Source organism: Nonomuraea sp. NPDC003214 (assembly GCF_053590035.1).
Genome location: NZ_JBSFSX010000007.1, coordinates 27,294 through 42,695, shown reverse-complemented (window position 1 = coordinate 42,695; position 15,402 = coordinate 27,294). Strand labels below are relative to the sequence as shown.

Annotated in this window: 13 protein-coding genes; 9 read left to right on the top strand and 4 right to left on the bottom strand. The window is 72.8% G+C overall.

The window, feature by feature from the left end; translation table 11 throughout:
- Nucleotides 1-2 precede the first annotated feature (2 nt).
- Genes ACWDXC_RS22190 through ACWDXC_RS22180 form a run of 3 tightly spaced genes read left to right on the top strand, consistent with a single transcriptional unit; the run spans nucleotide 3 to nucleotide 3,934 of the window.
- On the top strand, nucleotides 3-836 hold the full coding sequence (locus ACWDXC_RS22190) for a sugar ABC transporter permease (RefSeq protein WP_219509438.1): 834 nt from the start codon (nucleotides 3-5) through the stop codon (nucleotides 834-836).
- A 7-nt stretch (nucleotides 837-843) separates the two neighbouring features.
- Complete coding sequence (locus ACWDXC_RS22185; RefSeq protein WP_449984859.1) at nucleotides 844-2,637, top strand: glycoside hydrolase family 13 protein; 1,794 nt, start codon at nucleotides 844-846, stop codon at nucleotides 2,635-2,637.
- A gap of 46 nt (nucleotides 2,638-2,683) precedes the next feature.
- Complete coding sequence (locus ACWDXC_RS22180) at nucleotides 2,684-3,934, top strand: right-handed parallel beta-helix repeat-containing protein (protein WP_364181910.1); 1,251 nt, start codon at nucleotides 2,684-2,686, stop codon at nucleotides 3,932-3,934.
- Nucleotides 3,935-3,950: 16 nt separating this feature from the next.
- Here the strand turns inward: ACWDXC_RS22180 and ACWDXC_RS22175 are convergent, their stop codons facing one another.
- Together ACWDXC_RS22175 and ACWDXC_RS22170 are read right to left on the bottom strand one after the other, a co-directional pair.
- Entirely contained in the window at nucleotides 3,951-4,481 is a 531-nt protein-coding gene (locus tag ACWDXC_RS22175) for a hypothetical protein (protein WP_219509425.1), read from the bottom strand.
- 245 nt (nucleotides 4,482-4,726) lie between these two features.
- The gene (locus tag ACWDXC_RS22170; RefSeq protein WP_449984855.1) at nucleotides 4,727-5,278 is read right to left on the bottom strand and encodes a TetR/AcrR family transcriptional regulator; all 552 of its coding nucleotides are present in this window, start codon (nucleotides 5,276-5,278) and stop codon (nucleotides 4,727-4,729) included.
- Between the two features lie 53 nt (nucleotides 5,279-5,331).
- Here ACWDXC_RS22170 and ACWDXC_RS22165 point away from each other — a divergent pair, with 53 nt between their 5' ends.
- The 5 genes from ACWDXC_RS22165 (at nucleotide 5,332) to ACWDXC_RS22145 (ending at nucleotide 12,222) form a co-directional block, all read left to right on the top strand.
- Nucleotides 5,332-8,466, top strand: a complete 3,135-nt coding sequence (locus tag ACWDXC_RS22165) for a bifunctional cytochrome P450/NADPH--P450 reductase (RefSeq protein WP_449984853.1) — start codon at nucleotides 5,332-5,334, stop codon at nucleotides 8,464-8,466.
- 132 nt (nucleotides 8,467-8,598) lie between these two features.
- The gene (locus ACWDXC_RS22160) at nucleotides 8,599-9,201 is read left to right on the top strand and encodes an ACT domain-containing protein (protein ID WP_449984851.1); all 603 of its coding nucleotides are present in this window, start codon (nucleotides 8,599-8,601) and stop codon (nucleotides 9,199-9,201) included.
- Nucleotides 9,202-9,240: 39 nt separating this feature from the next.
- Nucleotides 9,241-9,759, top strand: a complete 519-nt coding sequence (locus tag ACWDXC_RS22155; protein ID WP_219509429.1) for a MaoC family dehydratase — start codon at nucleotides 9,241-9,243, stop codon at nucleotides 9,757-9,759.
- 3 nt (nucleotides 9,760-9,762) lie between these two features.
- Nucleotides 9,763-10,923 carry an acyl-CoA dehydrogenase family protein gene (locus ACWDXC_RS22150; RefSeq protein ID WP_364181900.1) on the top strand — a complete coding sequence of 387 codons (1,161 nt, stop codon included), beginning with the start codon at nucleotides 9,763-9,765 and terminating at the stop codon, nucleotides 10,921-10,923.
- A 99-nt stretch (nucleotides 10,924-11,022) separates the two neighbouring features.
- Nucleotides 11,023-12,222 (top strand): acyltransferase family protein, encoded by a 1,200-nt coding sequence (locus ACWDXC_RS22145; protein WP_219509431.1) that lies wholly within the window; start codon nucleotides 11,023-11,025, stop codon nucleotides 12,220-12,222.
- On the opposite strand, the gene ACWDXC_RS22140 is transcribed toward ACWDXC_RS22145, so the two are convergent.
- Complete coding sequence (locus tag ACWDXC_RS22140; RefSeq protein ID WP_449984848.1) at nucleotides 12,137-12,634, bottom strand: hypothetical protein; 498 nt, start codon at nucleotides 12,632-12,634, stop codon at nucleotides 12,137-12,139. The genes ACWDXC_RS22145 and ACWDXC_RS22140 overlap by 86 nt on opposite strands.
- A 120-nt stretch (nucleotides 12,635-12,754) precedes the next feature.
- Here ACWDXC_RS22140 and ACWDXC_RS22135 point away from each other — a divergent pair, with 120 nt between their 5' ends.
- Complete coding sequence (locus tag ACWDXC_RS22135; RefSeq protein ID WP_449984845.1) at nucleotides 12,755-14,029, top strand: hypothetical protein; 1,275 nt, start codon at nucleotides 12,755-12,757, stop codon at nucleotides 14,027-14,029.
- A 13-nt stretch (nucleotides 14,030-14,042) separates the two neighbouring features.
- Here the strand turns inward: ACWDXC_RS22135 and ACWDXC_RS22130 are convergent, their stop codons facing one another.
- A complete protein-coding gene (locus ACWDXC_RS22130) occupies nucleotides 14,043-15,329 on the bottom strand; it encodes an ABC transporter ATP-binding protein (RefSeq protein WP_219517397.1) in 1,287 nt (428 codons plus the stop codon).
- Nucleotides 15,330-15,402 lie beyond the last annotated feature (73 nt).

Genomic DNA, 15,402 nt, shown 5'->3' with positions numbered 1-15,402 from the left:
AGATGGCGCTCAGGCACGCGTTCGCGCTGGCGGTGTGCGCGTTCGCGCTGTTCCCGATCGTGTTCGTGCTCTCGGCCGCGATCAACCCGCTGGGCACGCTGGCCTCCACCGACCTGCTGCCGACCGGGTTCGGGCTCGGCAACTTCGCCGACCTGTTCGGCTCGGACGTCTACCCGTTCGGCCGGTGGTTCTTCAACTCGGTGTTCATCGCGCTGACCGCCTCGTTCGCCAGCCTGCTGCTGTCGATGTTCGCCGCCTACGCCTTCAGCCGGATGCGCTTCGCCGGCCGCCGGGCCGGGCTGCTGGCGTTGCTGCTCATCCAGATGTTCCCGCAGTTCCTGGCCATCGTGACGATCTTCATGATCTTCACCAGGGTGACCGAGCTCTACCCGGCGTTCGGCTTCGACACCGTGTGGGGGCTGCTGCTGCTCTACCTCGGCGGCGCGCTCGGCGTGAACACCTGGCTGATGAAGGGCTTCCTCGACACCATCCCCAAGGAGCTCGACGAGGCCGCCACGGTAGACGGCGCCACGCACGCGCAGATCTTCTGGCGCGTCATCATGCCGCTGGTCACGCCGATCCTCGCGGTCACCGCGCTGCTGGCGTTCATCGGCACGATGAGCGAGTTCCTCATGGCCAGCGTCTTCCTGCGCGACCCGGAGAGCAAGACGCTCGCCGTGGGCATGTTCGGGATGATCGCGGGCGACAACCGCAACGCCAACTTCGGCATGTTCGCCGCCGGCACGCTGCTCACCGCGATCCCCACCGTGGGGGTGTTCCTCTGGCTGCAGAAGTACATCGTCTCCGGCCTGACCGCCGGAGCCGTCAAGGGATAGGAATCACGTGCGCCTGATCGACGAGCCGCATCACGACGGCTCCGCACTCTACGTCTCCGCCCAGGCGCCCGAGCTCGGCTCCACGGTGACCCTGTGGCTGCGCGCCCCGCGCGCCGCGGGCGTCACCGGCGTCCACGTACGCGCCGTGCACGACGGCGAGCCGCGCTACGCGCCCGCGTCCGTCGACGCCGCCAGGACCGCCCGCGCGGTCGGCGGCTACGGCGCGGGCGACGTGTGGTGGCGGGCCGAGGTCACCGCGGTCAACCCGGTGACCCGCTACCGCTTCCTGCTGGAGACCGCGCGCGGGCAGCGCTGGCTGACCGCCGCCGGGCTCGTCCGGCACGACCTGCCCGACTCGGGTGACTTCCGGCTGGTCTGCCACGCGCCGCCGCCCGCCTGGATGGCCGGCTCGATCGTCTACCAGATCTTCCCCGACCGCTTCGCCGCCTCCCGGCCGATGCGCGAGCTGCCCGGCTGGGCGCTGCCGCGCGACTGGGACCGCGACCCCGTCATCCCGCACGGCCCCGGCACCGCCGAGCAGTTCTACGGCGGCGACCTCGACGGCATCACCGAGCGCCTGGACCACATCGAGGCGCTGGGCGCCGACACCGTCTACCTGACGCCGATCTTCCCGGCCCGCTCCAACCACCGCTACGACGCGGCCACGTTCGACCGGGTCGACCCGCTGCTCGGCGGCGACGAGGCGCTGCACCGGCTGTCGGACGCCCTGCACGCGCGGGGCATGCGGCTGCTCGGCGACATCACCACCAACCACACCGGCGACTCCCACGAGTGGTTCACCGCCGCCGTGTCCGACGTGCGCGCGCCCGAGCGCGAGATGTACTTCTTCGACCCGGACACCGGCGACTACGCGTCGTGGTGGGGCTTCAAGTCGCTGCCCAAGCTCGACTGGAGCAGCGAGCTGGTCCGCGCCCGCATGCGCGAGGTGCTCACCCGCTGGATCGGGCCGTTCGACGGCTGGCGCGTCGACGTGGCCAACATGACCGGCCGGCTCGGCGCCGCCGACCACGCCCACGAGGTGGCCGCGATGCTGCGCCGCGCCCTGCCGCCGCAGGCCGCGTTCATCGCCGAGCACAACCACGACGCCTCCGCCGACCTGGACCGCGACGGCTGGCACGGCACCATGAACTACGGCGGCTTCACCCGGCCCGTGTGGGCCTGGCTGCGCGGCGACGACCCCGGTCTGGAGCACTTCCTGGGCGTGCCCGGCGGCGTGCCCCGCCGCGACGGGACCGACGCGCTCGCCACGTTCCGGGCGTTCGCCTCGCACCTGTCGTGGCGCTCGCTCGTGCACTCCTGGCAGCTCCTCGACTCCCACGACTCGCCGCGCATCCGCACCGTGACCGGCTCGCGCGAGCGTCACCTGGTGGCGCTCGGCCTGCAGGCCACGCTGCCGGGCACGCCCATGGTCTTCGCCGGCAGCGAGTACGGGCTCACCGGCGTCAACGGCGAGCACGCGCGCACCCCCATGCCCTGGAACCGCCCGGCCGACCAGGATCTCGTCACCCTGGCCGGCTACCGCAGCCTGCTGGGCCTGCGCCGCGCCGAGCCCGCCCTGCGCCACGGCGGCCTGCGCTGGCTGCACGCCGACGCCGACTGCCTGGTGTTCGCACGGGAGACGTACGAGGAGACGCTGGTGGTGTGCGCGCGCCGCGCGCCCGGCCCGGAGCTGCGGCTGGGCTCGCACGCCGAGGGGGTGCACGACGCGCCCGACGGCGACGTGCTGCCCGGGGACGGGCCGTCGTTCCGCGTCTGGCGCCTCGCCCCGCGATCACGCTAAGTTGGCACATCTCCGTGCAACGTTCAATTAGATAGTGGTGTCACGTATGAGGTTACTGTCCGTGGCGGTCCTGGCCACGCTCCTGCCCGCCGTCCCCTTGCAGGCCGCGGCCCAGGCCGGCACGACCTACTACGTCGACTCCAAGGCGGGCGACGACTCGGCCGCGGGCACGTCCGAGTCGGCCGCCTGGAAGTCGCTGGACGCGGTCAACGCCACCTCGCTCCAGCCGGGCGACACCGTCGCGATCAGGCGCGGCAGCACGTTCAGCGGCTCGCTCACCCTCACCGCCAGCGGCACCGCGGCCGGTCCCATCACCGTCAAGGCGTACGGCAAGGGGCCGCTGGCCAGGATCAGCGGCCGCGACGCCGACTGCGTCGTCATCTCCGGCAACCACTGGAAGGTCAGCGGCCTGCGCGCCTCCGGCTGCCGCTGGGCCGGCTTCCGCGTCGAGGGCGACCACAACACGCTGTCCGGCGTCGAGGCCGACCGCAACATCGCCGGCGCCGTCATCGCGCCCACCGGCGCCCGCAACACCGTCCGCGACAGCACCTTCACCGCCAACAACCGGATGAGCATCGCCGACAAGGGCGGCGACAACGACTCCGGCGCGTTCGGCATCCTGCTCAACGGCGACGACAACCTCGTCACCGGCAACACCATCACCGGCAGCTACGCCAAGAGCCCCGACTACGGCTACGACGGCGCCGCCATCGAGGTGTTCGGCGGCAACCGCAACCGCGTCACCCACAACCGGGCGCACGACAACAACACCTTCAGCGAGCTCGGCGCCAAGAAGGGCGACACCGCCACCGGCAACGTGATCGCCTTCAACGTCGTCACCTCCACGCTCAAGAGCGGCTCGTTCCTGGTCACGCGCGGCCCCCGGCACATCGTCGGCCCGGTCAAGGGCACGATCGCGGTGCACAACTCGGTCTACATGCCGGCCAGGAAGACCATCGGCTGGTCCTGCCACGACGGCTGCTCCCCGTCGATCCTCAAGCTCCGCAACAACGTCGTGGTCGTCGGCGGCCAGGCGGGCTTCGAGGACGGCTCCGGCGCCGACGAGGCGGGCAGCGTCTACCGGGCGCGCAGCGCCCGCTTCAAGCTCGGCGCCGGCTCGGTCATGGCCGACCCGAGATTCGTCTCCGCGACGAACCTGCGGCTGCGGCCCGGCTCCCCGGCGCGCGGCCGGGCCGTCCGCCTGCCTGCCGCCTGGTACGGGGGCGCCGAGCTGGCCAGGGACTTCACCGGCAGGTCCATCCCGGCCGACCCGCACGCCGGCGCCTACCAGCGCTGACCCCGCCCCGGGCGGCTCAGCCGATCCCGTAGCGATCGGCCATCCACGCGTAGACCTGCCGGGCGGCCCGCTCGTCGCCCAGCAGGTGGATCAGCCGCGACGTGCGGCGGGTCAGCACGCAGGCGAAGCTCTCGGCGAACAGCTCCGAGACGTCCTCCCGGTACGGCGGGGCCAGGTGGGCGCGGCGCAGCGCGTGCAGCACCACCCACCACGGCTCGGCCGACGGGCGCCCGTCGGAGTCGTCCAGCGCGTGACCGAGCTCGTGGCCGCACACGTTCACCGAGGGCGAGGGGACGCTGCCGACCGCGATGCGGCGCAGCGCCGGGTCGTAGACGCCGGCGCTGCGCTCCCACGTGCCCTCCTGCTGGGGGAGCGGCAGCGCGCGCAGCTTCTCGAAGGCCGGCAGGTCGGGAACGGCTCCCGGGCCGACGACCAGGCCGCCGCTCAGGTGCTCGGCCAGCCGCCCCGCCAGCCGCCGGGGGACCGCCGCCAGCGTCATGACGGCCAGCAGCGACTCGGCCGGCGGGAAGGCGCCGGGCACCCACATCCGGGTCAGGCGGTGTTCCAGGACACCGACATGGAGCCACCCGGGCCATGCTCTGCTGGGCCTCACCACACCGCGCTCTCTCCGCGCTCTCAGCACGTCTTTCCGGTGGCCGCCCTCCGCGGCCGGATTCCATGATTGCCTATTTACCGGTGAGGAGCGGCTGATCGCGCCAACGACATGCTTGGCCCGAAAAATGACCTCATCTTTCAGCGGCCCCGGGCCCGCCCGGGCGAGGGGGCCGACGGTCAGGCCGGGCGGTGGGCCAGCCCGTGGACGATCAGGTCGAGGACGGTGTCGAGCGCCGGGCCCGGCTCGGCGATCAGGCCCTTCGTCTCGGCCAGCACGAACCCCGACATGAAGGCGTGCAGCACGTCACCGGTGCGCTCGACGTCGGGCCCCGGCACGCCGGCCGCGCGCAGGATGCGGTGCAGCACGCCCCAGATGCCGCCCTCGTGGGCGATGCCCGGCTGCTGGTGGGCGTAGGCGTAGGCGAACAGGGCCGGGTAGGCGCGGGCGAGCGCGTGGTAGGCCAGCGCCAGCGCGCGCAGCTGCTCCTGCCACGGGGTGCCGTCGTCGGGCGGCAGCTCCAGCCGGTTGGCCATGCCGACGCAGATCTGCTGGATGAGCGCTTCCTTGCTCGGCACGTGGTGGTAGAGCGACATCGGGTTCACGTCGAGCTCGGCGGCCAGCTTGCGCATCGACAGGGCGTCGACGCCGCCCTCGTCCACCATGCGCAGGGCGGCGGCGTGGATCTCGCCGAGAGTCAGAGGAGCGCCCCTTCGCGCACTGGTAGCCATACGGTGTATGGTAGCAGCCATACGGTGTATGGCAACAAGCATTGGGAGTGCTCATGACGGAGATCCCGGGCCCCAAGGGCCTGCCGATCCTCGGCAACGCGCTGCAGATCCCCTCACACTCGCCGTCGGCCTACTTCGAGGAGCTGGCCGGCCGCTACGACCAGGGGCTCTACCAGGTGGACCTGGCCGGCCGGAAGGTCCTGTTCGTCTACGACCCCGACCTGGTGGCCGAGGCGTGCGACGAGAGCAGGTTCGTCAAGCGGATCGACCCGCCGCTGTCGATCGTGCGCGACTTCGGCGGCGACGGCCTGTTCACCGCCGAGCAGGACGAGCCCCTGTGGGGCCAGGCGCACCGCATCCTCATGCCGGCCTTCAGCCAGCGCTCGATGAAGGCGTACTTCCCGCAGATGCTGGAGGTCGCCGAGCAGCTCGTCGCCTCGTGGGCCCGCCGCCAGGGCGAGGACCTGCCCGTCGCCGACGACATGACCCGGCTCACGCTCGACACGATCTCGCTGACCGGCTTCGGCTACCGGTTCGGCTCCTTCGACACCCCGGAGCTGCACCCCTTCCTGCGGGCGATGGGCGGCGCGCTGACCGAGGCCATGCACCGCAACCAGCAGCTCCCGCTCCTGACGCGGCTCAAGTGGCGCGAGGAGGAGGCCTACCGGCGCGACATCGCCGTCATGCGCGAGCTCGTCGACGAGGTGATCAAGCAGCGCCGGGGCGGCACGGAGAAGTCGCAGGACCTGCTCGGCCTCATGCTGGAGGCCGCCGACCCGCGCACCGGCGAGCGCCTGCCCGACGACAACATCCGCGACCAGGTGCTCACCTTCCTCATCGCCGGCCACGAGACCACCAGCGGCCTGCTCTCCTTCGCGCTGTACAACCTGCTGCGCGAGCCGCACGTGCTCGCCCGCGCCTACGACGAGGTCGACAGGCTGCTGCCGGGCGACGAGCCGCCCACGTACGAGACGATCATGAAGCTGGACGTGATCCCGCGCATCCTCGACGAGACGCTGCGGCTGTGGTCGCCCATCCCGGCCTTCGGCGTCAACGCCATCGCCGACACCACGATCGGCGGCCACCCCATCCCGGCGGGCACCCGGATCGGCGTCCTGCTGGGCCCGCTGCACCGCAGCCCCAAGGCGTGGGAGCGGCCCGAGGAGTTCGACATCGACCGCTGGCTGCCCGAGGGCAGGAAGAGCCACCACCCGGCCGCCTACAAGCCGTTCGGCAACGGCGAGCGGGCCTGCATCGGCCGCCAGTTCGCGCTCACCGAGGCCCGGCTCGCGCTGGCCATGATCCTGCGCCGCTTCGCCGTGTCCGACCCGGCCGTCTACCGGATGCGGATCAAGCAGACGCTCACCGTCAAGCCCGACGGCTTCACCGTGCGGGTGCGCGAGCGCCGGCCGCACGAGCGCAGCGTCGCCGTGCCCGACCAGCAGGCCGAGCACGGAGACGTGCGCGGCGAGGAGCGGCAGGACGTCACGGTGAGCGGCGTCCCCCTCACCGTCGCCTACGGCTCGAACCTCGGCACCTGCGCCGACATCGCCGAGCGGCTGGCCGAGCGGGCCGGCCGGGCCGGCTTCGCCACCACGCTCGTCACGCTCGACGAGCTGGAGCCGCCCGAGGGCGGGCTGCTCGTCGTGGTCGCCTCCTCCTACAACGGCAAGGCGCCCGACAACGCCCAGCGCTTCGACGCGCTGGAGAGCCTGCCGCCGCTGACCGGCGTGCGGCTCGCGGTGCTCGGCGTCGGCAACACCCAGTGGCCCACCTACCAGGACTTCCCGCGCCGCGCGTACGCCAAGCTCACGGCGGCGGGCGCGGAGCCGCTGGTCGAGCGGGGCGAGGCGGACGCCGACGGCGACCTCGACGGCGACGTCACCGCCTGGACCGGCAAGCTGTGGGCGGCCGTCGCCGACGTCTACAGCGCCTCGGCCGCCGAGGCCGGCCCCCGCTACGAGCTGGAGGTGCTGAGCGAGGCCGAGGTCAGGCCCGCCGTCGTCTCCGCCCGCGCCGTCCCGCTGACCGTCGTGTCCAACGAGGAGCTGACGGGCGACCCGGCCGGGCTGTGGGACTTCTCCCGGGAGGCGCCGCGCCCCGGCGTCCGCTCGATCGTCGCCCGGCTGCCCGAGGGCGTCACCTACACCGCGGGCGACCACCTGGCCGTCTTCGCCAAGAACGACCCCGAGCTGGTGGAGTGGGCGCTGCGGCTGCTGCGCGTGCCCCGCGAGCAGGTCGTCCGGCTGCGCGCCCGCACCTCCAGCCACCTGCCGCTGGACACGCCGGTGACCGCCGGGCTGCTGCTGACCGAGTTCGCCGAGCTGCAGGAGGTCGCCACCCGCGCCGACCTGGAGGCGCTGGCCGCCCACACCGGCTGCCCGTGGACCAAGGGCCAGCTCGCCGCCCTGACCGACGCGTACGCCGACGAGATCCTGGCCAAGCGGGTCTCGCCGCTGGCGCTGCTGGAGCGGTTCCCGGCGATCGAGCTGCCGCTGCCCGCCTTCCTGGAGATGGCCGGGCCGATCAAGCCGCGCTACTACTCGATCTCCTCCTCGCCGCTGGCCGCCCCCGGCCTGGTCCGGATCACCGTCGGCCTGGTGGAGGGCCCGGCCTGGTCCGGCAGCGGCGAGTACCGGGGCATGTGCTCGGCCTACCTGGCCGGCCTCGGCGAGGGCGAGGTCTTTTACGGCTACGTGCGCGAGCCCGCGCCGCCGTTCCGGCTGCCGGAGGACCCCGCGACCCCGGTGATCATGGTGGGCCCCGGCACCGGGTTCGCCCCGCTGCGCGGCTTCCTGGAGCACCGGGCGCTGACCGGCGCCACCGGCCCGGCCGAGGTGTTCACCGGCTGCCGCCACCCCGAGCACGACTGGCTCTACCGCGACGAGGTGGAGGCGTGGGCCCGGCAGGGCGGCGTGCGCGTGCACACCGCGTTCTCGGCCATGCCCGGCCACCCGCACCGCTACGTCCAGGACGCGCTCGCCGCCGCGGGCGACGCCGTGTGGGACCTGCTCGAACGGGGCGCGTACGTGTACGTGTGCGGCGACGGCCTGCGGATGGCGCCCGCCGTCCGGGCCGCCCTGTCAGCCCTGTACCGCGAGCGCACCGGCGGCGGCGCGGGCGAGGCGGAGACCTGGCTGGCCGGGCTGGAGGAATCCGGCCGCTACCAGCAGGACGTCTTCGCCTGACGCCGGTATGAGGTGCCTCCCGCGCGGGAAGAGGGCAGAGGGGCGATTCGCGCATCATGTGCGACATATCCGTGGAACCTTCCGGAAACCTGTCCACGGCACTGTGAGAAGCCTCGGGAAGGGAGGGCGGCAATGCTGCTGAGACTGAGGGTGTCGCTGCCGGACCGGCCCGGTGGCCTCGGGCAGGTCGCCAAGGTGCTCGGGACGCTCGGCGCCGACATCCTGCAGGTCACCGTGCTGGAACGGGAGAAGGGCCGGGCCGTGGACGACTTCACCGTCTCCTGGCCCGGCGCGGCGAGCCCGCAGGAGGTGCGCCAGCGGTTCACCGACGTGCCGGGCGTGCGGATCGAGGGCGTGTGGCCGACGCGCGAGGCGCCCGGCTCCGCGCCCGACTACGACCTGCTCATGCACGTCGCCGCCGAGCCGGGCCGCGGGCTGGCGACGCTCGTCGACGCGCTGCCGGGGCTGTGCGGCGCGGAGTGGTCGGTCGCCTACGCCGACGGCGCGGTGCGGCACGCCTCGCTGGCCGCGCCCGACTACGTCGACCTGCCGGAACCGCCGCCGCGGGCCGCCTGCCTCGACACCGAGAAGCTGCGGCTGATGCTGCTGCCGGTGACCACGCAGAACCTGCACCTGATGGTGGCGCGCGCCGACGGGCCGGTGTTCCACCGCGCCGAGCTGGAGCGGGCCGTGCGGATCGTGGACGTGGTGTCGGCGCTGGCCGCGCGTAAGTGATCGTTGACCGGCGAAACGGACGATGACTAACGTGGCCGGATGACCGTCCACGAAGCGCGCATCGGCCGTCACTACGAGGACTTCGTGATCGGCGACGTCTACCAGCACCCGCTGGGCCGCACCATCAGCGAGGCCGACAACACCTGGTTCACGCTGCTCACGATGAACACCAACCAGAACCACTTCAACGCGCACTTCGCCGCGAAGGCCCCGGCCGGGAAGATCATCGTGAACTCGGGGCTGACCGTCGCCATCGTGCTCGGCCTGTCGGTCATGGACGTCAGCCAGACCGCGCTGATGAACCTCGGCTGGGAGGAGATCCGCCTCACCCACCCGGTGTTCATCGGTGACACCCTCTACGCCGAGTCCCTGGTCACGGCCAAGCGCGAGTCGAAGTCGCGGCCGTACGCCGGGATCGTCACCTGCCGCACCCGCGGCCTCAACCAGGACGGCGACGAGATCATGTCGTGGACCCGCACGGTCATGGTCTACAAACGCGACGCCCCGCACGACAAGGGCTATTTCCCCCAGGCCAAGACCGGCCCTCTGGAAGGCTGAGCGATGGACTTCGAGCTGACCGACGAACAGCGGGCCTTCCGCGAGACGCTGCGCGCCTTCGTCGACAAGGAGATCGTGCCGGTCGCCACCGAATGGGAGCACTCCGGCCGCTACCCCACCGAGATCGTCGAGAAGATGAAGACGATGGGCCTGTTCGGCCTGTCGGTGCCCGAGGAGCACGGCGGGCTCGGCGCCGACATGGTCACCTTCGCGCTCGTCTTCGAGGAGATCGCGCGCGGCTGGATGGGCGTGGCCGGCACCATCGGCTCCCACTCCATGGCCTGCTCGATGATCGCCCGCCACGGCACTGACGAGCAGAAGCGCCTGCTGCCCGAGCTGGCCACCGGCGCCCGCCGCACCGGCATCGCGCTCACCGAGCCCGGCGCCGGCACCGACCTGCAGGGCATCCGCACCCGCGCGGTCCGTGACGGCGACCACTACGTCGTCACCGGCACCAAGACGTGGATCACCAACGCCCGTCACGCCGACCCGCTGCCCGTGCTCGTCAAGACCTCGATCACCGAGCCCGCCCACAAGGGCATGTCCGTGCTGCTCGTCGACCCGTCGGCCGAGGGCTTCGCCGTCAGCCGCGACCTGCCCAAGCTCGGCTACAAGGGCACCGAGACGTGCGAGGTGGCGCTCGACGGCGTCCGCGTCCCGGTGGGCGCGCTGCTCGGCGGCGTCGAGGGGCGCGGCATGCAGCAGGTCCTCGGCGCGCTGGAGATCGGCCGCGTCAACATCGCCGCCCGCGCCGTCGGCGTCGCCCAGGCCGCCTACGACGCCGCCCTCGGCTACGCCCGCGAGCGCACCGCGTTCGGGCAGCCGATCGCCGACTTCCAGGCCATCCAGCTCAAGCTCGCCGACCTGGCCACCGAGATCCAGGCCGCCCGGCTGCTCACCTACTGGGCCGCCTCCCGCGCCGACAGCGGGCAGCGGATCGACATGGAGGCGGGCATGGCCAAGTACTTCGCCTCCGAGGTCGCGCTCAAGGCGTCGCTGGAGTCGATGCGCATCCACGGCGGCTACGGCTACTCCCAGGAGTACGTGGTCGAGCGGCTCTACCGGGACGCGCCGCTGATGGCGATCGGCGAGGGCACCAACGACGTGCAGCGTCTGGTCATCGCCCGGGCGCTCGTCTCCGGGAAGGGGCGCATCGGCTGGTAGCCGGAGCTCAGATCGGGCGCACGACTACCATTACCGTCCTTTGTCCGCACATAGGGAACAAGCGGCATCGACCGGGCAAGTCAGGGTAGGTTTGGCCGGGTGTCGATCGCCCCAGCCGCATCCAGCGGCACCGCGTCCGATTCCGCCGGCTCCCACTCCAGGCTCGCCTGGCTCGACGCGCTCCGCGGAATCGGCGCCCTGGCCGTCGTGGCCGAGCACATGCTGCCGTGGTACCTGCCGTCGGCACGGCCCTACTGGTTCAGCTTCGGGGTCTTCGGCATCTTCGTGTTCTTCCTGGTCAGCGGCTACATCATCCCGGCCTCCCTGGAGCGGCACGGCGACGTGCGGGCCTTCTGGCTGAGCCGCGTCTTCCGCCTCTACCCGCTCTACCTGGCCGTCTCCGTCCTGGTGCTCGCCCTGGCCTGGTGGGTGCCGGTCCGCGAGGCAGTGCCGCGCGACGGCGGGTCCGTCGCCGGGCACGCCACCATGCTGCTCGACGTCGTGGGCGTGGGCGGGCTCGCCGACACCATGTGGACGCTCTCGTACGAGATGGTCTTCTACCTGCTCGTCACCGCGCTGTTCCTGCTGAGGCTGCACGAGCGCAGCGCGCTGCTGTCGGTCCTGTTCGCCGCCACCGGCGTGGTGACCGGGCTGGTGATGAGCCGCGCCCTGTTCGGCGGCGCCTGGGTGGCGTACGCGTCCTGCGCGGTGTTCGTCGCCGGGCTCGCCTGCGTGATCGGCGGCCGGTTCCGCAGGGCGGCGGCGCTGAGCATGGGCGTGATGGCGCTCGTCCTGCTGGTCCTCAACAGCCGGGTGCCGTGGCTCGGCGCGGCCATCGTGGCGCTCATGTTCGCCGGCACCGCCGTCCACCGGTGGGAACGCGGCCAGGGCAGCCTCTGGCCCGTCGCCCTCACCACCGCGCTCGTCGCCGTCTCGCCCTTCTGGGCCGTCCAGAACGGCTGGTGGTGGGTCCAGCCCGACGTGTGGGTGACCACGATCGCGCTGTCGGCCGCGGTGTTCGGCGGCGCCATGGCGCTGCGCGGCAGGCGGCTGCCGAAGGCGCTCACCTGGCTCGGCCTGATCAGCTACTCGCTCTACCTCGTGCACCATCCGGTGCTCAAGTACGTCAGCGCGGTCGCCGGTGACCTGCGCGCCGCGTCGCTGCCGGTCCAGCTCACCGCGACCGTGCTGGTCACGGCGCTGATCGTGGCTGTCAGCGCGCTGACGTACCGCTGGGTGGAACGGCCCATGCAGGAGCTCGGCCGCCGCCTGTCCCGGCGCTGGGCGACAGCGCGATAGCGACCTCCGGGTGGCGGGCCAGCGCCTCGCGCACCACCGGGTCCTCCGCCATGAGGAACGCCAGGTGCCGGATCGCGTGCGCCGCCACCTGCGCCACCTCCACCCGCTCCGGCGACGGCGTCGCGGGCGCCGCGCCCCGGGCCGGCTCCGCCGCCGGCCGCCCGTCGGCGGGCAGCCACGGCTCCGGATCGGGACACACCGCGTAGGTCAGCACGATCTCGCCCGGCCGGTGGCGCCAGCTCGTCGAGTGCACCACCACCTCGTCCGTGCCCGGCTCCACCCCGGCCGCCCGGCGGGCCGCCTCGTCGGGGCTCTCACCAGCACCGGGGGAGACCACCACGCGCCGATAGGACCAGCCGTCGCCCGCCCGCAGCAGGAGCGTCTCGACCGAGACCACGTGTCTTGCCGTCACCGCCAGCAGCCTACTGCCACCCCTGTGCAGGAACGCCCATCTCGCATGTGTGTCCCGCTCTTGCGCGAGCGGGCCCGCCCGTGGCACTAGTCGAGGACGGGACAGAGAGAGGCGGGGGCCATGCCGGGGACGCTGGTGCTGATGGGATCGGGCGAGACGAGCCCGACCATGGTGGAGGTCCACCGGGCCGCCGCCCGCGCGCTGCCGCCCGGCGCGCGGGCCGTGCTGCTCGACACCCCGTACGCCTTCCAGGAGAACCGCGCCGACATCTCCGCCCGCGCGCGCGGCTACTTCGCCCGCAGCGTCGGCCTGGACGTCGAGGTGTCCGGCGACGTGACCGGCGCCGCCTGGGTCTTCTCCGGGCCCGGCAGCCCCACCTACGCGCTCGACCGGTGGACCGGCTCCGGCGTGGCCGCCGACCTGCGCGCCCGCGTCCGCGCCCGCACCGGCGTCACCGTGCTCGCCTCCGCCGCCGCCTGCACCGCCGGGCTCGCCACCGTGCCCGTGTACGAGATCTACAAGGTCGGCGCCGACCCGCACTGGCGCGACGGACTCGACCTGCTGGCGGCGCTCGGGCTGCGGGCCGTGGTGATCCCGCACTTCGACAACGCCGAGGGCGGCACCCACGACACCCGCTACTGCTACCTGGGCGAGCGGCGGCTGTCGCGCATGGAGCGCGAGCTGCCGCCCGGCTCGGCCGTGCTGGGCGTCGACGAGCACACCGCGCTCGTCATCGACCTGGAGAGCGAGTCGGCCGAGGTGGCGGGCCGGGGCGTCGTCACCGTCCGCCGCCCGGCGGGGGCCGGAGCGGCGGTGACCGAGCTGCCTTCGGGGACGCGTACCGATCTGGAGGAGCTGCGGCGGCTCGCGGAGGGGCGGCGGGGCGCCGCCGCCGCGGCCCGCGCCGCGCGGCCGGCCGCCGGGCGGGCGGCGCCCGAGGTGACGCTGGAGGAGAGCGCCCGCGCGTGCGAGCGGGACTTCGAGCGGGCCGCCGCCGAGGGTGACGCGCCCGCGGCGGCCCGCGCGGTGCTCGCGCTGGAGGCGGAGATCGTCAGGTGGGCGGCCGACACGGAGGAGGACGCGGGCGGCGTCGAGCAGGCGAGGGAGCTGATGCGGCTGCTCATCGCCCGGCTCGGCGAGCTGGCCGCCACGGCCGGCGTCCGCGCGCTCGTGGAGCCGCTGCTGGCGCTGCGCACCACGCTGCGCGGCCAGGGCGGGCAGGGCGGCTTGGGTGGCCAGGGCGGGCAGGGTGGCCTGGGCGGGCAGGGTGGCCTGGGCGGGCAGGGTGGCTTGGGCAGCTACGAGGTGGCGGACGCGCTGCGCGCCGCTCTGCTGGCGGGTGGCGTCCAGGTCGAGGACACCCCCGACGGCCCCCGCTGGACCCCGGCCTCCTGAGCGGAGGGACGGGTCAGCGGCGCGGCTTGTCGATGCGGGCGCCGTCGGTCGTGAAGAGCATCAGGCGGTTGGGGTCCACGCCGACCTTCGCGGCGTCGCCCGCGCGCCAGACGGGCCGGTTGCCGAGGCGGACGATGAGGTCGGCGCGGCGGTGGATGCCGCTGCCCGGGTGCTGCCCGACCTGCTCCTGCTCCTGCTGCTCCGGCTCGCCGCGGTTGGGCAGCAGGCGGCGGACGAGCCCGGCGATGCCGCCGGAGCCGCTGCGCTGGCCGTTGCGCAGCGCGGTCCGGTCCGGGGGCTCGGGCACGGGCACCGCGGGCACGCCGCACTCGATGTAGGCGAGCCATTCGTGCCCGTGATACTCCAGCGCCCGCACCCGCCCGAAGAACGACGGCCCGTCGTACGACTCGGGCACCGGCGCGAGCCCGTCGGGCCGCATGCCGACCAGCACCTGCCCGCCGGTGTACTGCGAGATGGCGTACGCGCGCGGATCGCTCCACGGGATCGTCAGCCGGTGCGGCCCGAAGTCGAGCAGCACGTACTGGTTCTGCGGCGTGCGCACCGTCGCTGCCAGCAGGTTCAGCTGCTGCGAGTTGAGGAACGCCGCCACGAACGCCGTTGCTGGATCGTTGTAAATCTGGGCCGGAGTGCCGACGTCCTGGAGGACGCCGCGGTTCAGGATGGCGATCCGGTCGGCCAGGGTGAGGGCCTCGACCTGGTCGTGCGTCACGTAGATGGTGGTGACGCCGAGCGACCTGACCAGGGCGGAGATCTCCATGCGCAGTTCGGTGCGCATGCCGGCGTCCAGGTTGGACAGCGGCTCGTCCATGAGGAACAGCTTGGGCTGGCGGACGATCGCCCGGCCCATGGCGACGCGCTGGCGCTGGCCGCCGGACAGCGTGCCGGGGCGGCGCTCCAGGGTCTCGTCGATGTGCAGCGCTTTGGACAGCTCGGTGACGCGCTCGCGGACCATCGCGGGGTCCGACTTGGCGATCTCCAGGGGGAAGGCGATGTTCCCGCGCACGGTGCGGTGCGGGTAGAGGGCGCCGTTCTGGAACACCATGGCGACGTCGCGGTCGCGCGGCGCCAGGTGGTTGGCCATCTGTCCGTCGAGCCACAGCTCGCCGTCGGTGATCTCCTCCAGTCCTGCGATCATGCGGAGCAGGGTGGACTTGCCACAGCCTGACGGGCCGAGGAGGACGAGGAACTCGCCGTCCTCAGCCTTGAGGCTCAGGCGATCGACCGCGAGGTGGTCACCCGGATACACCTTGGTCACTTTGTCGAGAACGACCGAGCTCATGGGCCCACACCTTGCGCACGTGTCACCTGTGACGGGGCTGATTGAAGAGGTAGTACATCGTGCCTTAACGCCG